Consider the following 22,945-nt stretch of genomic DNA (forward strand, 5'->3'; position numbering starts at 1 on the left):
ATGAGGTCCCTCCATGGAGGGGCTTCTTTCGTTTGACCCGCGATATACGGACATGTTACGATAGGCAGGTATGATTAATTAACGGAAGCGGGGTTGCAAACATGAGCGAGCATCAGCACGGACCGGATTGCGGCTGCGGTCATGATCACGATCACGAACACGAAGAGCATGTGTTCATTGTGACCAATGACGAAGGCGAAGAACGCGAGATGGTCATGGTATATACGTTCGAATCCGAGAACAATGCGTACGCAGTTTTGCTGGATCGTCAAGATCCGGAGCTGGACGGCGTTATATTCCGCATTGAAGAAGAGAACGACGAAGCCTTTCTGGTCGGCATCGAAGACGATGCGGAGTGGGAGCGCGTAACGGCGATCTACGAAGAGATTGCGCGTACCGAGAACGAAGAATAAGCATGCAGCAATAATTAAACGGGCTGCGCAGCCGGGTATTGAACCTGACTGTGCAGCCCGTTATCGTTTTATTTGCGTGGATTGTAATAAATCGTTCTGCCGTTAAACATCGTGAGCTCTGCTTTCAGCTTCTTGGCCATATACTTGCATAGCTCGTTGCCTTTGGCCTTGTCGCCGTGTGTAGAGCCTTCCGGCAACACGACCTGAATACAGTTGACGTCTGAGCCGGCGACACTCGTCGTCACCGAAGTTCCCAAAATCATGTACTTATAAGGTCTGGCCGTTCCTTTAAGGTAGAACCATCGGTCGTCTCCGGCGGATTCTTCCGTGTACGGGAAGGCGGCGCTTGCGTAGTCCCAATCGAGTTGTTGGCCGGTTAAAGCAGTCTGACTCACATAATGCGCCAGCGTATCCCGAATGTCTTGAAGCGTAATGTCTTGAGCGGTTGAGCCTTCCACTAGCTTGATGTAAGCACTCTGACTCATCTATCATCACCTCTAAGGGCATCATAGCATGAGCTGGAAACCTTGACAATAAATATGATTTACTAAGAGATGGCGGTTTCTTCGACGATTACTTTCACGTACTGGATGCTTCGATCCTCGGGACCCTTGACGGGCAAGCCTACCTCAACATGATCGACAATATAATCGATGTTCGCTTGCGAGATAACCTCTCCCGGCAGCAGGATCGGTATACCTGGCGGATAGACATAGATAAACTCGGCAATGATACGTCCTGCAGACTCCTTGAAAGGAATGACCTCCGTTTCTGCATAAAAGGCATCGCGCGGAGTAAGAGAAAGCTGAGGAATCTCCGGAATCTTAACGACTAACTCTCGTGCTTCGGCCCCTGCATGAAACGCATCGGATAAGCCCCGAAGAGCTTGAATAAGCTTCGCTACGGATTCCGACGTATCTCCAGGCGTAACTAGGCAAAGAATGTTATACATATCGCTAAGCTCGATCTCCAGATTATAGTTGTCGCGAAGCCAATTTTCGACGTCGTAACCTGTTACGCCGAGATGGCGCACATGAATCGAGACCTTGGTCGGATCGTAGTCGTAAGTCGCCTCACCGCCAAGTATTTCCTCGCCGAAGCTGTACAGACCTGGTATTTCGTTAATCTGGCGTCGAGCGTCCTGTGCCAGCTCGATGACACGCTCAGCGATTTCGCGGCCGTTCAAGGCCAGATTGCGGCGTGATGTATCGAGCGAAGCCAGCAGAATATAGGATGTGGACGTCGTTGTCAGCATGCTGATGATCGTCTGAACACGCTGCGGATTTACGCGTCCCTTGCGAATGTTAAGCACGGAGCTTTGCGTCATGGAGCCGCCGAGCTTGTGCACGCTTGTTGCTGCCATATCCGCTCCGGCCTGCATGGCCGACATCGGCAGCTTGTCGTGGAAATGAATGAGCACGCCATGAGCTTCGTCTACTAGTACCGGAATATCGTAGCTATGAACCAGATCGACGATTTCCTTTAAGTTGGCGCAGATGCCGAAGTAAGTAGGATTGATAACGAGCACGGCCTTGGCGTCGGGATGACGCTCCAATGCACGGCGAACGGAACGGGTCGTGATGCCATGGTCGATGCCAAGCGTGCTGTCGCGTGCAGGCGAAATAAATACAGGTCTCGCGCCGGCGAAAATAATAGCAGCCATAATCGACTTGTGCACGTTGCGAGGCACGATGATTTTGTCGCCGGGGGAGCAGACGGACATAATCATCGTGATAATCGCGCCGCTAGTGCCCTGTACGGAAAAGTAAGTAAAGTCAGAGCCGAATGCATCCGCCGCAAGCTTCTGAGATTCTTCAATGACGCCTGTCGGTTGATGCAAGTCATCCAACGGAGCTATATTGATAAGATCGATCGACAACGCATTGTCGCCGATAAATTCGCGGAATTCGGAGTCGCTTCCGACGCCTTTTTTGTGACCTGGAATGTGGAATTGAACGGGATTATGCGCCGCATGTTCGCGTAGCGCAGTGAAGAGCGGGGTTTTATTATGATCCATCGCCGTATCCCTGCCTTTCATCAGATGTACAAACAAAGTTGAGTATAACAAAAACAAGCGGTTTTGCAAGTAAAGATTATCTGTAGAAGGCGCTCCAGGCGCGGGATTTATCGTATTTGTTACAAAATTGTTCATACTTGCACCGTTCCTACTTATGGTACGATAGTATGGTGGAGGGATTAACGGCATGAAGGATAAGCGTTTGCTCATTGTAATGGGAATATTGATGATTACTTTTATCGGCTTCGGCATTATCATCCCGGTTATGCCGGAAATTATACAGGATGCCGACCCGGAGAACGCGGAGCTTCACACGGGCTGGATGCTGGCGTTATATTCGGCGGTATCCTTTATATTATCGCCGCTTTGGGGCAATTGGTCGGACCGAATCGGTCGCCGGCCCATCATTTTGATCGGTCTGCTTGGATTCGCCGCGAGCTTTCTCTTGTTCGGTCTCGCTTCGGGCAATCTCGCGCTTATGTACGCTTCCCGGGCGATCGGCGGCTTGTTCTCGGGCGCAGTCGCGTCTGTCATCGTAGCTTATGTGGCGGACATTACTCCTCCGGAGCAGCGTACTAAGGGCATGGGGCTCGTCGGCATGTCGATCGGTCTCGGCTTCACGATCGGCCCAGGCTTCGGGGGCCTGCTCAGCGTCGTCTCGCACGAAACGCCGTTTTTCGCGGCTGCCGGCTTGGCGCTCTTAACTTTCGTGCTCGCGCTGCTCAAGCTAAACGAATCGTTGACACCCGAGCAGCGCAAGAAACCAGCCCAGAAGCGAACTTCGCGGTGGACGGCATTCCAGGGACCGCTCAAACATTTGTACGTGCTTGCCTTCTTCGTGACATTCACGCTTGCGGGCATGGAAGCGACACTGCAATTTTTCGGGATGAGCCGGTTCGACGTAACGCCGCTAGAGGTTGGCTTGCTCTTCTTCGTGTGCGGCATCGTCGGCGCGCTCGTACAAGGCGGCATCGTTAGAAGGCGGATTAAGAAAGGCGAGGAGCCGCGTTATATTGTGATCGGCTTAATCATCTCGGCAGCAGGATTCTTTTTGCTGCTGTTCGCGCACTCGCTGGCTTGGGCGATTCTGTCGCTCGCGGTGTTCGGCGTCGGCAACGCACTGATCCGTCCTTGCGTAACGTCGCTCATTACCCAGAAGACGAAGGTCGGACAAGGCGTCGCATCGGGGTTAAGCTCGTCGATGGACAGTCTGGGACGAATCGCGGGCCCTCTGTTAGGATCGTTTATTTTCACGATTGGCGAAGGTCTGCCTTATTTGATCGGAGGCGTTCTATGCATTGCCGCCCTTATGTTTGTATTCCGTTTCCGTCAATTGGACGAACAGGAGCGAACCGTATCGGCAGAAGGATAGACCGTTATTTTAAAACATTAGGAAATCAACACGTCATACTATCTCGATATTTCTCGGAGTGTAACGCGCTGCACCCGCCAAAAGAGGGGGCAATGCGTTTCACCTTGAGCATGACAGACTGGCTCCCCATCTCGATGGGGGGCTTTTTTTAGTTTAAGAAATTATGCAAACTTAAGACTAGAGGCGTATCCCCGACCAAAGTCCTGTTTTGCCTCCGGCTAACGGCGTGGCAATAATACCGTCTGGAGACGTTTTTGCAAGTTTTTCCTTACCCGTATGATGGTAAAGACAAAACAAACAAAACCGGTTTCGGAAAAGGAGCAGATTGGAAAGCATGAACAGTATTACAGGTTGGTCGTTCCGCAATAAGGCGGCAATCGGGTTATTGGTCGTCATGGCGCTGGCGGTAGGAGTTATCAGTTACTTAAGGCTGCCGATGGAGTTCCTGCCCGCGGCGGATAATCCGCAGGTTATGATTACGTCCATCGGGCAAGGCGTCAATGCAAAGACGATGGAAGAGCGCGTCACGGAGCCGCTGGAGCAGGCGGTTATGTTCACGAAAGGCAAGACATCGTTGTTCTCCACTTCCGGGGAAGGATACTCGCAGATCAGTCTTAACTTCGATTCTTCCACGAACATGAAGGAAGCGAAAGCGGAGGTGGAGCGCGCGGTAGCAGCCGTTCCTCTGCCAGGCAATGTGATGCCGCCGTTTGTCATCCAATTCCATACATCGATGATTCCGATCTCCTGGGTCACGGTTACGTTTGATGAGAGCGTAAGCGGCCAAGAGCGCGAAGAGCGACTGACCGCCATTAAAAACGAGCTGCAAGGCATCGAAGGAGCCGGTCAAATATCCGTATCGGGCGGAGCGAAGGCGGTTATCCACATTCAGCCGGACGCTGACAAGCTCGCAGATGCAGGCATTCCCGTACAGACATTAATGGGAGTGCTGCAGGGCAGAGGCGCACAGGCGTCGATTGGCGAGAGGAGCATTGACGGTCAAGCCGTCAGTCTTAACGTTACGGAAACGATCGGCACGCTGGAGACGCTAAAGCGTCTGACCGTTCTGCCCGGAGTCGAGCTTGGTGATGTCGCCGAGGTGACGCTGGCTAATGAGAAGGAGAATGTCAGCCGCATGAACGGCAAGGACGCCGTCTTGCTGACCATCTCGAAGGCAGCCGATGCCAATGCGGTTTCGGTCGGCAAGTCCATACAAGAGAAGGTCGAAGAGCTTGGGGCTGAGGGCGGCGGCATAAACGTTTCGGTACTGCTAAGCAGCGCGGAATCCGTGGAGCATTCCGTTAACAGCATGCTGCGCGAAGTACTGCTTGGCGCTTTGTTCGCTACTATTGTCATCTTGTTGTTTATGCGCAACTTCAGAGCGACGATCGTTACGATCGTATCTATTCCGCTTTCGCTGGGCATCACACTTTATTTGCTGCAGCTGTCCGGCGTTTCGCTGAACATTATTACGCTCGGCGGCGTAGCGGTTGCCGTCGGACGGCTCGTGGACGACAGCATCGTCGTCATCGAGAATATATACCGCAGGTTGCAGAAGGAAGCCTTCTCCGTCTCGCTTATAACAGACGCGACAAGGGAAGTCGCGTCTGCGATTACATCTTCGACGATCGTAACGGTAGCGGTGTTTCTGCCTATGGGGCTGCTGCGCGGTTCGTTGCAGGCGTTCCTGCTGCCGTTCGCTTTGACGGTGACATACTCGCTGCTCGCCTCTTTGCTTGTCGCTTTGACCGTCGTGCCACTGCTTAGTGCATGGCTGCTGAAAGGCACGAAGGAGAAGGAGCACGGAGGAGCGCCTCGCTTCGCGAAGTTCCTGGCATGGAATTTGCAGCGTAAGTGGATACCGCTAACGCTGGCGGTGGTTCTGCTGGCCGGGTCGGTTGGCGCATACGTCACCATGCCGAAAGCCGCGTTGGATTCCTCCAGCGCGGAGAATTTAAGCGTAACGTTGGAGTATCCTAACGACACGCCGGAGAATGAGGTGCTGTCGGGAGGAACGAAGCTGGAGAGCTATCTGGTTGAGCGGGCCGATGTGGAATGGACAATGATGTCCGTCGGCAACAGCTCTGATGACGCCCAGTTCGGGGCCGTGTCGTCTCCTACGTTAATCTCTTATCTGGTGGGCATGAAGAAAGGAGCCGACGCGGAGAAGACGCTTGATGCCCTTCGGGCTCAGGGCGGCGAATATCCGGATGCCGAACTGCTGGCGGGCGCGACGGATTTGATGATGGGCGGAGGCTCTACGACGGTGTTCGTCGACGTGACGGGCGAAGAGGCGAAACTAGCCGAGGCGGCGGGCATGCTGGAGGAGGCTCTGGCGAAAATTGAAGGCGTAGAGAAGGTGGAGAGCAGTCAGGAGGATCTGAAGCCGGTCTATTCGTTCCAGGTCAAGCCGGAGCTGGCTCGCGGCGAAGAGATAGCCCAGCAGCTTCAGCTCGCGTTGAATCCCGTCCCTATAGGCTCCATATCGTTGAATACGGGCGAGACGCCGGTATGGCTGCAGCCTGTCGTCGATCCGCAGTCGGAGAGCGAGCTTGGGTCTCTTACCGTTATGACGGAAGCAGGGGCGGTTCCTGTCTCTACGGTGGCTACGTTAATTCGGACGGAAGAACCCACCTTGTATTACCATAAGGAAGGCAAACCATATTTGCGAGTGACGGCTAGCGTAGATCCAGCGAAGCTGTCTGTGGTAGGGACCGAAATTTCAAAGGCGGCAGATGCCTTGCAGCTTCCAGAAGGCGTGGATTTCTCGGTAGGCGGCGCTTCCGCGGATCAGGCCGGCGACTTCGCGGACCTCGGCATGACGGCTCTTATCTCAATCGGTCTCGTCTATCTGATCATGGTTCTAACATTCAAAACGCTGCGGGCTCCACTTGCGATCATGATCTCCTTGCCGCTAGCCGCGATCGGTGCGGTCACAGGGCTTCTAGTCTCCGGCGTTACGCCGGACTTCACAGCCATGTTCGGAGCGTTGATGCTAATTGGCATCGTGGTAACGAACGCCATCGTGCTCATCGACAGAGTCAAGCAAAACGAGCAATCCATGACGATCCGCGATGCTTTGCTAGAAGCAGCCTCGACAAGAATGAGGCCGATCATCATGACGGCGCTTGCGACGATCTGCGCGATGCTGCCTCTCGTATTCGGCTCGCATGAATCCGGGAGCATCGTATCCCAAAGTCTGGCGATCGTCGTCATCGGCGGCTTGGCGGCAGCGACTCTGTTGACGTTAATCATTGTGCCTTGTGTATACGAGCTGCTGTTCTTCCGCAAATCGAGGAAGGAAAGAAAGGCAACTAACGATTCGTTAATGAAGGAAGCGGCAGCGGGAACGGAAGTTTGATGCTGCAGCCCTTGTAATTAACCTTGAGTAAAAACAAAGCAAGCCGGAGAAATCAGCACATGCGCGCTGGTTTCTCCGGCTTGCTCGTCTGCTCTGCACACGATGTGCCCCGCGAACTCAATAGGAGGTTCGTTTTATCGCGATCGGTTGCAAGCCAGCTCATACAGCGGAAGCAGTGTTTCGTAGGTGCTAACAGCGTATCGCAGCAGCTTTTCGCCCTCCTGCAGCACAGGATCGTCCGCCGAGAGATGGCGGCCGACAAGCAGCTCTGCTTTGCCAACGTCCCGAAATCTTACGAGCGCCGTCTTCCAGGCTGCTTCGTCCATTTCTCCGACTTCCTGTGCTTCCTTCTTCATATGGTCAAGCGACATCATGAAGTCAGACGGGACGGTTTCGATAACGTCGTCGAGCTGATCCAGAAAGGCGGATGCGATCGCTTTTTTGTTGGGCACCTCATAGATCAGTGCGAGCCAGATAAAGACATGGTCGTCGAACAGGCCGAGCTGGAAATGGGGATGAGACTTGTAGCCGCGCTTGTTGTCGCAGATCGACAGCCAGGTATCCTTGGGGGCGTTCACCGTCCTTCTCGCGTGTTTTGCGATATGGAGGTACATCTCGCGTCCCGTTAGCCGGGAAAGCTCGTCCACGATTTGCTCGCCAAAGGCGCGGAATTTGGGCTGAATGAGAGTCTGTATGCCATTCATGCGAGCTTCGAGACCTTCCAACTGAAAAACGTCAAAGTCGGCGGCAGCGAAGCCTTCAAGCGGAGCATGAGCGGTATTTTTATGGTCGGCAGATGTAATTGTCATTTCGCGTATTCTCCTTACTAACATTATAATGGGATGTGGATGAGAAGCTTTATTATTTTAGAATGATTATAACATAATTCATGATAAATGCCTATCTGAATAGGTACAGCTACGGTGCGAGAGAGGGGAGAACCGGCAGCATTGAAGAATGGGCAACCCAGACTTAAAAATTAGTCAATAATCCAAGTTGCCAGAACATAAGATGAAGTATAAGATAGTGGTAAGAACAAATTGTCAGAACATTTCGTCAAATAACACTTGGTTAAGGGAGGGATTGCCGTGAATAAGAGCTACGAAGTCGAATATTGTAATCTGGAGCTGCGATTCGAACGCCGGCAAATCCAAAATCTCATCCGGGATCTCATTCAGGAAGGTTATTCCTTATACTGGAGCGAGACGGAAGGGCAGTTCCTCGTTTCCATTCGGACCGGCAGGAAGCTCGTGAAGCTTCAGTTCCACCGAATGAACACCCGTTACAAAATTGTAGGCGATTATGTGATCAAAGACGAAAAACTGTCGGAGCTTCTGGAGAAATTGATTAACGATACACGGGGTCATGCAGTCGTTAAACGAATCAAGGATCGGCAAATCGTAATCGAGAACATTATGTTCGGCGAAATCATACGACTTGTGGAGGTGTCAGGCATGGAGCATCGGATTATCTATCAAAAGAAACCTTTCGTGACAATAGAGGAAATGATCAAGGCGTTCCAATCGAAGCGCGCAGAAGAGCGTGCGGCGGTGCTGAGGTTCGAGCTTGATTATGAGCTGCTGGTGCTGCACGAAGCGCTTGAGGCTCATAATGAGGAAGCGGTTGCAGAATCTAAGGAAAGGTTGGTTGCGCTTCGTTCGGAGATGCTGCAGCTAGAGTTGTGAGGGAATGGCGAGAAGAGTAAATCTTAAGCTTTAAAGAAACGATCATGCAGTCGCCCGGAACGGCGCGGCGCGCAGGGTCGTTTTTTGCTATAAGAATAACGCAACCTTGCTCTCGGTTATTCTTATGGATGAGGACGGCCAATCAGGTTTTCTTCCGGATGTAAAAAGAGTAGAATAAAGCTATTGTAAGACTTTTAAAAAAAATAATGACAAAGGATGGAAGAAACTCATGTCTAAGCAGCAAATCGGCGTTATCGGCATGGCCGTTATGGGCAGAAACCTTGCCCTCAATATCGAGAGCAGAGGATTCACCGTCTCCGTGTTCAACCGCTCGCGAGAGAAAACGGACGAGCTTATCAGCGAATCCGCAGGCAAAAACCTGGTTCCAACCTACACGATCGAAGAATTCGTCGCTTCTCTTGAAGTGCCTCGCAAAATCCTCATCATGGTGCAAGCCGGAGCGGGTACGGACGCAACAATCGACTCTCTTGTGCCGCATTTGGATCAAGGCGACATTATCATTGACGGCGGCAACGCTTATTTCCCCGACACGCAGCGCCGCAGCAAAGAGCTTGAAGCAAAAGGCTTCCGTTTTATCGGCACTGGCGTATCCGGCGGCGAAGAAGGCGCGCTGAAAGGCCCATCCATCATGCCGGGCGGCCAGAAATCCGCTTACGAGCTTGTTGAGCCGATACTGACGGCTATTGCAGCTAAAGTAGGCGAAGACGCTTGCTGTACTTACATCGGCCCGGACGGCGCAGGCCATTACGTAAAGATGGTTCACAACGGCATCGAATACGGCGACATGCAGCTTATCTGCGAAGCTTACGACCTGCTTAAAAACGTGCTTGACGTCAGCACGGAAGAACTGCACGAAATCTTCACCGAGTGGAACAAAGGCGAGCTCGACAGCTACCTGATCGAGATTACGCGCGATATCTTCTCCAAATACGATCCGGAAACGGGCAAACCGATGGTTGACGTTATTTTGGACTCCGCCGGCCAAAAGGGTACGGGCAAGTGGACAAGCCAAAGCTCCCTGGACCTTGGCGTACCGTTGTCCATCATTACGGAATCCGTATTTACCCGCTTCCTGTCGGCTATGAAAGAAGAACGCGTAGCGGCAAGCAAAGTGCTGAGCGGTCCTGCAAAAGCTCCGTTCCAGGGCGATAAAGCGGCATTTATCGAAGCTGTGCGCAAGGCGCTGTTCGCGAGCAAAATCTGTTCTTACGCGCAAGGCTTCGCGCAAATGCGCGCCGCTTCAGACGAATACGGCTGGGATCTTCGCTACGGCGACATCGCAAAGATCTTCCGCGGCGGCTGCATCATCCGTGCGCGTTTCCTGCAGAACATCACGGACGCTTACGACCGCGATCCGGGTCTTCGCAACCTGCTGCTTGATCCTTACTTCAAAGAAATCGTGGAGTCGTACCAAGGCGCATGGCGCGAAGTGATTACTTCCGCCGTAACAAACGGCGTGCCGGTACCGGCATTCTCCAGCGCGCTGGCTTATTTCGACAGCTACCGCACGGAGCGTCTGCCGGCGAACCTGCTGCAAGCGCAACGCGATTACTTTGGCGCCCATACGTTCAAGCGCGTGGACAAGGAAGGTTCGTTCCACTTCAACTGGCTTCAATCCTAATCGCTAGCGCTGTCAGGCCAGGCCATGGGACGCTTCGCGCAGCCAATCGCGCAGGCGGTCCGCCTCCTGGTCGCTGCAGTGCCTGCGCTGGATGAGCGCCATGGCCGCTTCGGCGAAGTATAAAAAGTTTTTCATGAGACGTGGCTGCGACAGATCCATGAATGCGGGATCTTCGTCAGCCACCTTTTTTTTAATGTAACCTAGCATCCATACAACATCGTCGCGGCAGAGCGGGTGTTCCGGGCTCAGGATGGTACGGATTCGCAGCTCCGTCGGGTGTATGGAACGGGTGGGACTGTTCATCATGGGATCACTCCTCGGCATAAAGTTTGCATCATTAACATACATACGGCTAATCCAACTTTTTTATACACCGAATCTGCAAAAAAATGATATGATATGGAAGAATTGCTTTCGAGAGAAACACGGCAAAGGATGATTGCTCAGATGGAAGTGAACAAGCTCGTGCTGGTCGGATTTATGGGAACGGGCAAGTCCAGCGTCAGCCGCGAGCTGTCGGCGAGACTCGGCTGGGCCAGGCTCGACAGCGACGAGGAGATTGTAAAGCGCGCAGGACAAAGCATATCGGATATATTCGCCACCGATGGAGAAGGCCGGTTCCGGGATCTGGAATCGGAAGCCATTGCCGATCTGCTGAACAAGGAACAACCGGGAATTATCGCGACAGGCGGCGGAGCCGTGCTGCGCGAATCCAATAGAAGCATCATGCTGGAGAAGAGCCTCGTCGTTGCTTTAATGGCGGATGCCGAGAGCATTATCGCCCGCGTCTCGAAGGACGAGGAGCGTCCCCTCCTGCAAGGCGATGCCCGCGAGCGGGTATACAAGCTGCTGGAACAACGCCGCGGCGCTTACGACTTCGCCCATCTTGCCATTGATACAACGGGCCTGTCCGTTCAGGATGTGGCGGAGAGAATTATTGCATGCAAGAACGAGTGGAACGCCCCTGGTCCTTCAAGCGGCTCTGGCGATGCAACCGAATAATGGAATGGCAAAGGAGACTTAACCGATGGATGTTATCGTAACACCGACTCCCCGTCTAACGGGAGAAATTCAAGCGCTTTCCTCCAAAAACTATACGACTCGCTACCTGCTGGTCGCTGCTCTTGCAGAAGGCACAAGCACGATCTACTATCCGGCTCACAGCGAAGACAGCGACGCCATGCGCCGCTGCATCCGCGATCTTGGCGCGATCGTCGAAGAAGACGACGAGAAAATCGTGATTACGGGCTTCGGCCGCAATCCCAAGCCTGTGGAACAACTGGATGTGGGGAATGCCGGCGCCGTCCTGCGTTTCTTGATGGCGATTGCTTCGTTATGCCCGGATGTCACGTTCATAAACCGTTACCCCGATTCGCTGGGCAAACGTCCGCATGACGACCTTATCGAGTCATTGACGGCAATGGGCGTAAAGATCGAGCACCGCGAGGGCAAGCTGCCGATCCGCATTCAAGGCGGACAACCGAAGGGCGGCCATATTCAAGTATCCGGCAACATCAGCTCCCAGTTCCTCAGCGCGCTGTTGTTCCTCACTCCGCTGCTGGAAGAGGACAGCGAGATCGAAGTGCTGCACGACCTGAAGTCCAAGGTCGTCGTAGGACAGACCTTGGAGGTGCTGGAGCAGGCGGGCATCGTCATTCATGCCGATGAGGATTACATGCGCTTCCGCGTTCCCGGGGGACAGAAGTATGCGGCCAAGACGTATTCCGTGCAAGGCGATTATCCGGGTTCCGCAGCCATTTTGGCGGCAGCAGCCGTTACGGAATCGGACATCGTCGTTCATCGTCTCGTGGAAAACAGCAAACAAGGCGAACGCGCCGTTGTCGACGTGCTGCGTATGATGGAAGCGCCGCTGACCCACGAGAACGATATCGTCCGAGTAAAGGGCAACGGCAAGCTGAAAGCCGTGGAATTCGACGGAGACCACGCGACGGATGCCGTGCTGGCAATGGTTGCGGCGGCGGTATTTGCCGAGGGCACTTCCCGGTTCTACAACGTCGAGAATTTGCGCTACAAAGAATGCGACCGCATTACGGATTACCTGAACGAGCTTCGCAAGGCCGGAGCCAACGTGGAAGAACGCCAAGCGGAAATTATTGTGCATGGCAGACCGGAAGGCGTGGAAGGCGGCGTAGAGATCAACGCGCATTACGACCATCGCGTCATCATGGCGCTGACTATCGTGGGCTTGCGCTCCAAGTCCCCGATTCGCATCCGCGACGCGCATCATGTAGCCAAGTCGTATCCGATTTATTTTGACCACCTGAAGGCGCTTGGCGCGAACGTGGAATGGGTACAGTAGATTGTAGGCGCAGCTGTCAGCAAACCGGCTGCCGCATTTAATCCAAGACGGAGGTGCACGATTCATGACATTCAGCAATCCAACCAGAGAACGGTTGAAGGAGATCTTGCAGGCAAGCCAGAACATCGCGGTAGTCGGCTTGTCGGACAAGCAGGACCGCGTCTCGTACATGGTATCCGAGGCGATGCAGGCAAAGGGATATACGATCATTCCCGTCAATCCGGCGGCAAAAGGTCCTATTCTTGGGCAAACAACCTATGCGGCCCTCAAGGATATCCCTGTTCCTGTCGATATCGTGAACGTATTCCGCCGCAGCGAGCATACGCCGGAGGTGGCGGAGGAAGCGGTGGCGATCGGAGCGAAGACGTTGTGGCTCCAGCTCGGCATCGCGAGTGATGAAGCGGCTGCCATCGCGGAAGCGGGAGGGCTGGAGGTTGTCATGGACCGCTGCATCAAAGTGGAGGATTCCATTTTGCTTCCGCAAGGCAAGTCAGGACAATGAAGCAATTTTAGAACATACGGAAGCGGGCCGACTCGGCCCGCTTTTTTTCGTTCAATTAATGCGGCTAGCGTTGGCTTTGACAAATAGTTAGCCAGCGCTTAACATCAAATAAGACATACTTACCGATTTTCAGTACATGAGGGTATCTCATAAACGAAGCAACCGGCCAACAGGAGGTTAAGAACGAAATGAAGTTTATAGGGAGCTTGCAGCAATTAGGCAGAGCGTTTATGCTGCCCATGATTGTGCTTCCTGCCGCAGCAGTGTTTCTTAGCTTGAGCCAATTGCCCTGGGACTGGATCGGTTTGCCCGGCATGGCGGAGCATCTGCGCGCGGCAAGCGATATTATTTTTGTGTACCTGCCCTTTATATTCGCTTTGGGCATCTCGTTGGGATTGACCGGAAACGCCTTGTCGGCTGGAATCGCTTCGCTCGTCGGTATGGCCATCTACGTGGGCATAACAGCAGAAGCAAGCGCCGAAATTGAGCCTACCGTGCTGATTGGCGCCATGATCGGCATCGTCTCCGGCGTGAGCTATGAGCGCTTTAAGGATCTGCGATTGCCCGAATACATTCAGTTTTTTGGCGGTCCGAGATTCGTGCCGATATTTGTAAGCGTGCTCTCGCTGCTCTTTTCGATCGGGATGGTAAATCTTGCTCCGACCCTTCAGCATTTGATGGTGGAGCTCGGCGACGTCGTCGCTTCGGGCGGAGGTTTCGGCATATTTTTGTACGGCTTCATTCACCGTATTCTTGTCGTATTCGGCCTGCATCACCTCGTCAGCCACGTATTTTGGTTCCAAATCGGGGGCTACGAGACGGAAGGAGGAACGATGGTATACGGCGATCTGCCGCGTTTCTTTGCCGGCGATCCCGAGGCAGGCGTTTTCATGGCGGGCTTGTATCCCACGATGATGTTCGCACTGCCGGCTATCGCTTTTGCTATCATTCACGAAGCAAGGGAAGATCTGAAGCCGAAGATTCGCAAGACGTTCCTGTATGCGGCTCTCGCCTCGTTCCTGACCGGCGTGACGGAGCCCGTGGAATTTGCGTTCCTGTTCGTCGCTCCGTATCTGTACGTTGTACACGCTATATTGTCCGGCGGTATTATGTGGCTGACATACGAGCTTGGCATCAGACATGGCTTCTCTTTCTCCGCGGGTGCCATCGACTTTTTAATTAACAAACATTTGGCGACGAGGGGATGGCTCATTCTTCCCATCGGCATTGTTGTGTTCGCGGTATATTATCTGCTCTTCCGCTGGGCGATTACCAGATTCCAGATACCTACGCCAGGCCGCGAAGAGGGCTCGCAGCTCGACGAATGGGCAGGCGACATTCCTTATCGCGCTCCGCTTATTTTGCAAGCGATCGGCGGCAAGCAGAATATCGTGCAGATGGAATCCTGCATCACAAGGCTGCGACTGAAAGTGTCGAACGATAAAATCATTGACGTCAACGCGCTGCGCAATCTTGGCGCTGCAGGCGTAATCCGGCTTGGCGGAGGACATGTTCAGGTCGTGTTCGGCACGTTTTCGGAGCTGATCCGCGAGGAGATGCTTAAGGCCATTACCCGCGATCAAGCCCAAGTGTTATTCCACTCGCCCGTTCAAGGCCGCATGATTTCGCTTGATGAAGTGCCCGACCCAATCTTCGCTGGCAAGCTCGTCGGCAACGGCGTTGCCTTTTTGCCGGACAAGGGGGAGCTGGTGTCTCCCGTAAAGGGAGAAGTCATCCATATCTACCCCACAATGCATGCGATCGGCATTCGTACGCCGGAAGGACTGGAAGTGCTGCTGCATATCGGCATCGACACCTCCAAGCTGTCAGGCAAGTCTTATTTCGAAGCGGTCGTGAAGGAAGGAGACTCCGTGCTGCCTGGCGCGCTGCTGATCAAGTTCAACCTGCAAAGGGTGCGTAAGGAGAGCAAGTCCTTGGCTACACCAATGGTCATTACCAACTCCGATATTGTCCATTCCTGGCGTTACGCGCCGTTCAAGGCGGTGAAGAAGGGACAGTCTTCGGTTATGTCAGTCGTACTTAAAGAGAGCAATGGTGGAGGGAAACGAACATGATTCAAGGGATTGGCGCTTCAATGGGCATCGCAATCGGCAAGTCTTTCGTACTCCCCAACTGGGAGTGGGAGGTACCGGACAACAAGGTCGATGTCGCGGATTTCGCCAGAGAATTCGAGCGGGTGTACGAGGGGATTCGGACTTCCAAGTTCGAGATTCAACAGATTAAGGATGAACTGAGGGAAGTCGTCGGCTCGGATGAAAGCCAGATCTTCGACGCGCATCTCGCCATTCTCGACGATCCCGTATTCATGAATGAAATTCAAGGCATCATCCAACGCCAATACAAGGCGGCCGAAGTAGCAGTCAAGGAAGCCATCGATCACTTCGTGACCATGTTCGATCTGCTCGACGACGACTATATGAAGGAGCGGGCACTCGACATCAAGGATGTAGGCAACCGGCTGCTCAAGCATCTGCTTGGCGTACCCGAAGTAACGCTGCCTTCGGATACGCAGCCGTTTATCCTTATTGCCAAGGAGCTGTCGCCGTCGCAGCTGGCCCACATTAATCCGGATCATGTGCTTGGCATTGTCACATTGGCAGGCAGCATAACTTCTCATTCCTCCATTATGGCGAGAGCGCTTGGCGTACCGCTTGTAGTAGGGGTGGAAGCCAGTTTGACAGAGCCGATCGTAACGGGGCAGACCCTCATTATCGATGGCAGCGACGGAACCGTCTATATTGATCCAAAGGAAGATATAATCAGTCTGTACAACGAGTTGCACGATCGCCAGACGGAGGCCAAGCGGAAGCTGCAGCACTTTGCGGAATGCAACGCGGAGACGCCGGATGGCAAGTATTTGCGGTTAGAGGCGAATATCAGCTCGCTTAAGGAACTGGAGATTGCCCTTGCGGGCGGAGCGACGGGCGTAGGTTTGTTCCGTACGGAGTTTCTCTATATGGACCGAAGCCGCTTCCCTAAAGAAGAGGAGCAATATGAGGTGTACCGAAGCGTAGCGGAACGGCTCGGCGGCGAACCGCTTGTCATCCGAACGCTGGATATCGGCGGCGACAAACAATTGGATTACTTCGATATTCCGGAGGAAGACAATCCATTCCTGGGTTATCGGGCAATCCGGATCTCACTGGATCGCAAGGATTTGTTCAAGACGCAGCTTCGGGCGATACTGCGGGCGAGCGTCCATGGAGCCGTCAAAGTGATGTATCCGCTCGTAACCTCAGTGGATGAAATCCGTGCGGCTAACGTCGTGCTTGCCGAAGCGATGAGAGAACTGGATGCGGAGGGCATTCCATACGAACGCAATATCCCGGTCGGCGTCATGATCGAGGTGCCGGCAGCTGTTATAATTGCCGACCTGCTCGCGCAAGAGGTGGATTTCTTTAGCATCGGTACAAACGATTTGCTTCAATTCACGCTGGCGGTTGATCGAATGAACGAAGAAATATCGCATCTTTATGATCCGTTCCACCCGGCTCTGCTGCGAATGATCAAAACGACGGTGGAGGCGGCCAAGGAACGGGGCATCAAGGTAGGCGTATGCGGAGAGCTTGCGGGAGATATGAGGGCGCTCCCGATCTGGCTCAGCCTGGATGTCGACGGGCTCAGCATGTCGGCGCATTCCATCTTGCCAATTAAAGAACGCTTGCTCTCGACAAGGCAGGATGAATGCAAGGAAGTGTGGAGGAACCTCCAGCAATGCCGGACGAGTTCGGAAATTATCGGCAAGCTGGAGGCGTTTATGGAGCTCAAGGACGAGCAGACGGCGAACGGTTAATCCATTCGCTGCTGGAGCGCGTCCACGAACGCTTTGGCGTATGGCGGCAGATCGGGCGGACGGCGCGCGGAGATCAGATTGCCGTCGACCACCACAGCTTCGTCAAACCAAACAGCTCCGGCGTTTTCCATATCATCGCGAATACCCGGAGTCGAGGTCACTTTGCGGCCTTCCAGTATTTTCGCAGAGACGAGCACCCATCCCGCATGGCAGATTTGGCCGATCGGCTTGTCCGCCGCATTTAGCTCCTGCACGAGGCTTAGCACTTTGGGGTACCGCCGGAGCTTGTCCGGCGCCCAGCCGCCCGGCACGAGCAAGCCGGCAATGTCGGCCGCGTTCACTTCGTCAAAAGACAAGTCGGCGACAGCGGGGACGCCATATTTGCCGATGTGCTTCTTGCCTTTCTCCGGACCGGCGTACAGCACTGTCGCCCCGGCTTCGCGCACGCGGTAGACGGGATACCATAATTCCAGATCCTCGAATTCGTCATCGAGTAGACAGATGACCGTTTGATTATTCAACGACATAATTACCTCTCCCTTCGATGATCAATACAAGTTGACAATAAGTTATTCATTCCTATTGTATCCAAGGAGCAGATATGAATCAAACCGTAACAAGCAGCTCTTCGCGGCGTATGCGCCAGCTGATCCGATGGCTGCCAGCCGTTGTATGGATGGCCGTCATCTTTGCATTATCGTCCAGGACCGGCGATGAGTTGAACACGATGCTGCCTTTCTTCCAACGATGGTTCCCCTGGATGACGGACTTTAATTGGGGACACTTCGTTGCTTATTTCATTCTCGCTGCGACATTCGATTACGCGCTCGGAGTCAAGGCGGAACGTCCCTTGATCAAGGCGTTCATTGTCGTTCTATGCGGTTTATACGGCGTGACGGACGAGCTCCATCAGTCGTGGGTCGGCGGTCGGATGATGGATGCGGCCGACGTTCGAAACGATTGTATAGGCGCGTTGATATGGACCGTTGTCGCGGCTATTCCTCCTGTAAAGCGCTTATGGTGCAAGTTCAAAAAGTTCGGTTCTCAGTACCGAGAAGATTGAGGGCAACTAGAAACTGAGGAGCGGAGCGTAGCAGAGCTACGTGAGCACCGGAAGGTTCGGTTGCGTTCAATATTCGATGTCGGGTAAGCTTCCGGGCATACTTCGTAATGGGAATCGGAATTTTTGAACAACCGCTTATGGAGGAAGGTTGTGAAGTAGTAAAAATTTCATGAGACGATTAAGCAGGACTTTTCGCAAAAAAGGTCGAATCCTCTATACATTCCCGAGGCTGCACTCAAGCAGTGAGGTAAGCGGCTGAGCCGCATGAATAAGGAGCTGACCCATTTTGCGTAAAACATGCCATTGCGGCGAGATCATGACGATGAAGCTGCGTACGGTGATCTATTCCGGCAAAGTCGAAATCGATAATGTCCCCATCTTCTCCTGTACTGCTTGCAGCAGAAGCGAAGTCATTCCTGAAGTGAAACCAGATCTAACGGGGCTGATCGCCAAGCTCGGAGCCGAGCCTGACAAACAAACCTTCCTGTTTAACGAATGCAACGAATGGGCGGATCTGCTCGTCGAAGCCAAAGTGAACAAGAAACCTCCGGAGCCTCAGGACGTGGAAGCCTTGATTCAACATCGAATCAATAATCTGCTGGACTTGTACCTGTTGGCCCAATCGCTGGAAGACGAGGATTGGATCGCAGACCTGAACAAGCGATTGCAGCAGCTTAGCCGACGCTCGATGCTTACATAAGCTTGAACGTTTCGTCAGAACGGCTGCCGCATGGCTTGTTCTCATCCGAAGTCCATTTGTTGCCGTTTATTCGCTCACATTGCGAAAAGTAATATTTTGTCGTATGATTACGTTAATAATCGGCGTGCGATACATATGCGTGAACCTTGCAGTCGGGTACTACCCGATGGTGTATGTAGGTTGAACCATAGTGATGTAATCCAAATCTGAACAAATGGAGAGAGAATCCGTGACGGTAACCATTTATGATGTAGCAAGAGAAGCAGGAGTGTCCATGGCTACGGTTTCCAGGGTTGTCAACAATAACCCTAACGTGAAACCGGCAACAAGAAAAAAAGTATATGAAGCAATCGAACGTTTGGGCTACCGTCCCAACGCGGTTGCGCGCGGACTGGCCAGCAAGAAGACGACCACAGTCGGCGTCGTGATTCCCGATATTTCCAATGCGATCTTCGCGGAGGTAGCGCGCGGAATCGAAGATATCGCGAATATGTATCATTACAATATTATTTTGTGTAACGCGGACAAGAAGAAGGATAAGGAAATCCGCGTTATCAACACCCTGCTGGAGAAGCAAGTCGACGGCTTGCTGTTCATGGGCGGCGCGGTGACGGACGAGCATCTGCAAGCGTTCAAGACGGCGAATGTACCGATCGTTTTGTGCGCCACCAGCGATGATAACAACCAGATCCCTTCCGTGGATATCGATCACGAGGAGGCGGCATATGATGCCGTTATGAAGCTGATAGGCAAAGGCCATAAGCGAATTGCGATGATCAGCGGCACGCTTCAGGATCCATCCAACGGATATGCCAGATTCCAAGGCTATAAGCGCGCGCTTGAAACATCGGGTCTGCCATACGATGATACATTAGTTCGTATTGGCAACTACAGATACGAATCCGGTGCAGAAGCGATGAAATATTTCATCGATCTGAGCGAGCGTCCGACAGCTATATTCTCGGCCACGGACGAGATGGCTATCGGTGCGATTCATTGCATCCAGGATGCCGGCCTGCAAGTGCCAGGCGATATTTCCGTCATCAGCGTTGACAACAGCCGAATGGCATCCATGGTTCGCCCGCAGCTTACTGCGGTAGCACAGCCTATGTATGATATCGGCGCCGTGTCGATGCGCTTGTTGACCAAATTAATGAAAAAAGAAAACGTAGAGCATGCCAGGGTCGTATTGCCGCATGAAATCATCGTTCGGCAATCGGTCGGAGCCATTTAAATAGGATGACGGCATCTAAGATTGGCATCATCGGAGCAATGGCCGAAGAGATCGAACGGCTGCATGAGCATGTCCGGGTTATGAGCACGTTCACCAAAGCCGGTATTACGTACTACGAAGGCAAGCTTCATGGCAACAATGTCATCTATTGCAAGTCGGGCGTCGGCAAGGTAAATGCAGCCGTCTGTACGCAACTGCTGCTGGATGCCGGAGCAAGTCATGTTTTGTTTACCGGAGTTGCGGGTGCGCTGGATCCAAGACTTGACATTGGCGATATCGTTGTGTCGAGTTCTTGCATCCAGCATGATATGGATTGCTCGCCGCTGGGTTACCGACTAGGCGAGATTCCGTACCACCCGAACTCGGTGTTTCGGGCTGATCCCGGACTGATCGAGTTAGCTGCAAGCGCGAGCGAGAGGCTTTTCCCGGGCCGCTGCCTGACGGGAGTCGTATTGTCCGGCGACCAGTTCATTGCAAGCAAAGAGAAGGTAGAGGAGCTGCATCAGTCTCTTAAGGGAGCATGTGCAGAGATGGAAGGCGCTTCTGTCGCGCAGGTATGCGAGATGAACGGCATTCCATTTGTCGTCATCCGCTCCATGTCGGATAAAGCTGACGGCTCGGCGCATGCCAATTTTGCTGACTTTACTGTGCAGGCTTCGAACCACTCTTATCGCATAATTGACGATATCCTGCAGCGTATATAACAATAAAAAGAGCAACCAGCGGCCCTTAAGGCTTCGCCTGGTTGCTCTTTGTTGTTAAGTATGCCGGGTTGAGGTTAAGCGGACTTTTTGAACTACCTTATAGATCCTGCGTGACGATGCCTTGCGTAATGCGATTGCTCTCCACGATCTGTGAGCGCCTCGGGACGGGGGGAATGTCGTCCGCGCCATCCAGCCAAGCCGTAGGCAGGGGAGCGGGGCTCTGGTCCTTCCAGCGGGCTATCCAGCTCTGAGGCAGCAGAGGGCTGTCGGGGCCGCGAAATTGGCTAGCCAGAGGGTGGTCGTTCATTTCCAGCCAGATCATGGACCAGGCGCGTGGGACAACTCTCCATATGTCATATCCGCCGCCGCCGAGCGCGACCCACTTGCCGCCTGTGTACGTATGCGCCAGCTCATGTATAACGGCCGGAATTTCGCGATAGATATTCATGCTGCAGTGAATATGAGAGAGAGGATCGTACGCATGCGCGTCGCAGCCATGCTGGCTCACGATGATATCCGGCTTAAAGGTTGCAATGACCTTGCGAAGCGTATTGTTGAAGCTCTCCAGCCAGGATTCGTCTTCCGTAAACGGTTCCAACGGCATATTAAAGCAAGTCCCGAAGCCGCTGTCCGCTCCTTTCTCGGCTGCATATCCCGTACCTGGGAATAGATATTTGCCTGTTTCGTGTATGGAGTAGGTGCACACATGGGGATCAGCGTAGAACACCCACTGGACGCCATCGCCGTGATGAACGTCGGTATCGATATACAAGACTCTTGCTCCATAATGCTCACGTATGTACTCTATGGCGATTGCCGCGTCGTTATAGACGCAGAAGCCCGAAGCTTTGTCCGGGAACGCGTGATGAAGACCGCCGGCCAGATGAAAGGCGTGCAGCGTCCGGCCGCTCATAACGGCGTCTGCGGCCGCTACTGAGCCGGCCACGATCGCGGAAGCCGCTTCGTGCATGCCGGAGAAAAAAGGCGTATCCTCCGTCATGAGACCATACTGCTCGGCGGTTACCGCCCGACTGCGAGGATCGGCTTCATTGTTTAGCGCTTTGACAGCGTTTACGTAGTCTGGCCGATGAACCAGCTGCAGCAATTCGTCGTTGCAGACGATGCCAGGGGCGAGCAGCTCGTCATCCGTTAAGGCGCCGGCTTCTTTAAGCAGGTCGATCGTCAACGTCTGGCGTATAGGGTCGAAGGGGTGGTCCTCATTAAATTTGTAACGGGATGAATCGGAATGATGGATGAAGATAGCGTTGGATACCATTTTCGAAAGCCATTCCTTTCTCGCGGAGAATGTCGTTACGATTAATACATATACCGATTACGGAAACGGACACGGTCGAATTGTTCGATGGATGATAACGGAACTTCCTTGCCGATCCTCACCATGAGGCAATTGGCGGGATGCGAGCAGATCTCGGGATCGTCCGTCGCGTACCAGATCATACCGGCGGACTTCATCAATCGTTCCATCATATTACGATAATCCCATACGTTGAGCTTGGTGCCTTCAAGGTCCCAGTGCCAATAATATTCCGTCGTAAATACGATCATGTTCTCCAGCTGCTCCTCGGCGAAAGCCAGGGCGATCAGGCGTTTGCCGATTCCATATGCGCGATAGTCATTCGCAACCTCGATTGCGCCAAGCTCGACGAGGTCGGTCATGCCGCCCTCCGACCATCTCTCTAATTCATCGGGATAATGGAAGGTTACATATCCAACAATCAAGTCATCCTCGCGGGCGATGATGATGCGCCCTTCCGCAAGGCCAGCAATTTCAACCAGCGCTTCATGCTGCTCCGCTGGTCGGCGGAAGGCATCCAGCTTTGCATGCATCTTGTAATCCGCGAGCCTGGAAGGAGGGACAGGACCTTCTAGGATGAGCTCCCGGCTATCGTTTATCGGGATTGTCTCGGTCTGGAGCCGTTTGCGATGTTCCAAGTGATCAACACCTTTCTTTCGGGAAAGTTACTATTGTGATCGCTTTTTTCTTTATTTTGATTGCTTTATACTACTCTTTATAACAAACAATCAAGAAAATGAAAAGCGTAGTCGAATAGAATAGACTTATGGTATAATAGGAAAAGTGTTATGTAAGCGCCTTCC

General features: G+C 53.2%; 21 protein-coding genes. 14 read left to right on the top strand and 7 right to left on the bottom strand.

The features are described from left to right. Window positions 1–101: 101 nt before the first annotated feature. A complete protein-coding gene (locus KJW29_RS06490) occupies window positions 102–413 on the top strand; it encodes a DUF1292 domain-containing protein (protein WP_087567730.1) in 312 nt (103 codons plus the stop codon). 68 nt (window positions 414–481) lie between these two features. Here the strand turns inward: KJW29_RS06490 and KJW29_RS06495 are convergent, their stop codons facing one another. Together KJW29_RS06495 and KJW29_RS06500 are read right to left on the bottom strand one after the other, a co-directional pair. Then, window positions 482–898, bottom strand: coding sequence for a DUF1885 family protein (locus KJW29_RS06495; RefSeq protein ID WP_214629175.1), 417 nt, complete (start codon window positions 896–898; stop codon window positions 482–484). A gap of 62 nt (window positions 899–960) precedes the next feature. Continuing rightward, the gene (locus KJW29_RS06500; RefSeq protein WP_087567865.1) at window positions 961–2,430 is read right to left on the bottom strand and encodes an aminotransferase class I/II-fold pyridoxal phosphate-dependent enzyme; all 1,470 of its coding nucleotides are present in this window, start codon (window positions 2,428–2,430) and stop codon (window positions 961–963) included. A gap of 187 nt (window positions 2,431–2,617) precedes the next feature. On the opposite strand from KJW29_RS06500, the gene KJW29_RS06505 reads away from it, so the two are divergent. Beyond that, window positions 2,618–3,802, top strand: coding sequence for an MFS transporter (locus tag KJW29_RS06505; protein WP_214629176.1), 1,185 nt, complete (start codon window positions 2,618–2,620; stop codon window positions 3,800–3,802). A 334-nt stretch (window positions 3,803–4,136) separates the two neighbouring features. Then, window positions 4,137–7,163 carry an efflux RND transporter permease subunit gene (locus KJW29_RS06510; RefSeq protein WP_214629177.1) on the top strand — a complete coding sequence of 1,009 codons (3,027 nt, stop codon included), beginning with the start codon at window positions 4,137–4,139 and terminating at the stop codon, window positions 7,161–7,163. A gap of 134 nt (window positions 7,164–7,297) precedes the next feature. Here the strand turns inward: KJW29_RS06510 and KJW29_RS06515 are convergent, their stop codons facing one another. Then, a complete protein-coding gene (locus KJW29_RS06515) occupies window positions 7,298–7,972 on the bottom strand; it encodes a DUF1054 domain-containing protein (protein ID WP_214629178.1) in 675 nt (224 codons plus the stop codon). A gap of 279 nt (window positions 7,973–8,251) precedes the next feature. Here KJW29_RS06515 and KJW29_RS06520 point away from each other — a divergent pair, with 279 nt between their 5' ends. Together KJW29_RS06520 and gndA are read left to right on the top strand one after the other, a co-directional pair. Further along, window positions 8,252–8,848: a hypothetical protein gene (locus KJW29_RS06520; protein WP_087567735.1), complete on the top strand. Its 597-nt coding sequence runs from the start codon at window positions 8,252–8,254 to the stop codon at window positions 8,846–8,848. A 229-nt stretch (window positions 8,849–9,077) separates the two neighbouring features. Continuing rightward, window positions 9,078–10,490, top strand: a complete 1,413-nt coding sequence (gene gndA / locus KJW29_RS06525) for an NADP-dependent phosphogluconate dehydrogenase (protein WP_087567736.1) — start codon at window positions 9,078–9,080, stop codon at window positions 10,488–10,490. Window positions 10,491–10,502: 12 nt separating this feature from the next. Here the strand turns inward: gndA and KJW29_RS06530 are convergent, their stop codons facing one another. Then, the gene (locus KJW29_RS06530; protein WP_425517497.1) at window positions 10,503–10,796 is read right to left on the bottom strand and encodes a hypothetical protein; all 294 of its coding nucleotides are present in this window, start codon (window positions 10,794–10,796) and stop codon (window positions 10,503–10,505) included. A 141-nt stretch (window positions 10,797–10,937) separates the two neighbouring features. Between KJW29_RS06530 and KJW29_RS06535 the strand changes: the two genes are divergently transcribed. The 5 genes from KJW29_RS06535 (at window position 10,938) to ptsP (ending at window position 17,126) form a co-directional block, all read left to right on the top strand. Continuing rightward, window positions 10,938–11,492 carry a shikimate kinase gene (locus tag KJW29_RS06535; RefSeq protein ID WP_214629179.1) on the top strand — a complete coding sequence of 185 codons (555 nt, stop codon included), beginning with the start codon at window positions 10,938–10,940 and terminating at the stop codon, window positions 11,490–11,492. Window positions 11,493–11,517: 25 nt separating this feature from the next. After that, window positions 11,518–12,810, top strand: coding sequence for a 3-phosphoshikimate 1-carboxyvinyltransferase (gene aroA / locus KJW29_RS06540; RefSeq protein ID WP_214629180.1), 1,293 nt, complete (start codon window positions 11,518–11,520; stop codon window positions 12,808–12,810). A gap of 64 nt (window positions 12,811–12,874) precedes the next feature. Further along, window positions 12,875–13,312, top strand: coding sequence for a CoA-binding protein (locus KJW29_RS06545; protein ID WP_087567740.1), 438 nt, complete (start codon window positions 12,875–12,877; stop codon window positions 13,310–13,312). Between the two features lie 188 nt (window positions 13,313–13,500). Further along, window positions 13,501–15,387 (top strand): glucose PTS transporter subunit IIA, encoded by a 1,887-nt coding sequence (locus KJW29_RS06550; RefSeq protein ID WP_087567741.1) that lies wholly within the window; start codon window positions 13,501–13,503, stop codon window positions 15,385–15,387. Next, on the top strand, window positions 15,384–17,126 hold the full coding sequence (gene ptsP, locus KJW29_RS06555) for a phosphoenolpyruvate--protein phosphotransferase (protein WP_214629181.1): 1,743 nt from the start codon (window positions 15,384–15,386) through the stop codon (window positions 17,124–17,126). The genes KJW29_RS06550 and ptsP overlap by 4 nt, the downstream gene beginning before the upstream one ends. Here the strand turns inward: ptsP and KJW29_RS06560 are convergent. Further along, a complete protein-coding gene (locus tag KJW29_RS06560; RefSeq protein ID WP_214629182.1) occupies window positions 17,123–17,653 on the bottom strand; it encodes a type 1 glutamine amidotransferase domain-containing protein in 531 nt (176 codons plus the stop codon). The two genes, ptsP and KJW29_RS06560, sit on opposite strands and share 4 nt — an antisense overlap. A 74-nt stretch (window positions 17,654–17,727) precedes the next feature. On the opposite strand from KJW29_RS06560, the gene KJW29_RS06565 reads away from it, so the two are divergent. The 4 genes from KJW29_RS06565 to KJW29_RS06580 all read left to right on the top strand — a co-directional run bounded on the left by KJW29_RS06565 (window position 17,728) and on the right by KJW29_RS06580 (window position 20,827). Then, window positions 17,728–18,189, top strand: coding sequence for a VanZ family protein (locus KJW29_RS06565; protein WP_246608614.1), 462 nt, complete (start codon window positions 17,728–17,730; stop codon window positions 18,187–18,189). A gap of 286 nt (window positions 18,190–18,475) precedes the next feature. Beyond that, window positions 18,476–18,889, top strand: coding sequence for a hypothetical protein (locus tag KJW29_RS06570; protein ID WP_087567745.1), 414 nt, complete (start codon window positions 18,476–18,478; stop codon window positions 18,887–18,889). A gap of 229 nt (window positions 18,890–19,118) precedes the next feature. Next, the gene (ccpA, locus tag KJW29_RS06575; protein ID WP_087567746.1) at window positions 19,119–20,123 is read left to right on the top strand and encodes a catabolite control protein A; all 1,005 of its coding nucleotides are present in this window, start codon (window positions 19,119–19,121) and stop codon (window positions 20,121–20,123) included. Between the two features lie 5 nt (window positions 20,124–20,128). After that, complete coding sequence (locus KJW29_RS06580) at window positions 20,129–20,827, top strand: 5'-methylthioadenosine/adenosylhomocysteine nucleosidase (protein WP_214629183.1); 699 nt, start codon at window positions 20,129–20,131, stop codon at window positions 20,825–20,827. Between the two features lie 97 nt (window positions 20,828–20,924). Here the strand turns inward: KJW29_RS06580 and KJW29_RS06585 are convergent, their stop codons facing one another. Next, a complete protein-coding gene (locus KJW29_RS06585) occupies window positions 20,925–22,103 on the bottom strand; it encodes an acetoin utilization protein AcuC (RefSeq protein WP_214629184.1) in 1,179 nt (392 codons plus the stop codon). 41 nt (window positions 22,104–22,144) lie between these two features. After that, window positions 22,145–22,780, bottom strand: a complete 636-nt coding sequence (locus KJW29_RS06590; RefSeq protein ID WP_087567749.1) for a GNAT family N-acetyltransferase — start codon at window positions 22,778–22,780, stop codon at window positions 22,145–22,147. Window positions 22,781–22,945: the final 165 nt, after the last annotated feature.

Source organism: Paenibacillus agaridevorans (genome assembly GCF_018604145.1).
GTDB classification, from domain to species: Bacteria; Bacillota; Bacilli; order Paenibacillales; family Paenibacillaceae; genus Pristimantibacillus; species Pristimantibacillus agaridevorans.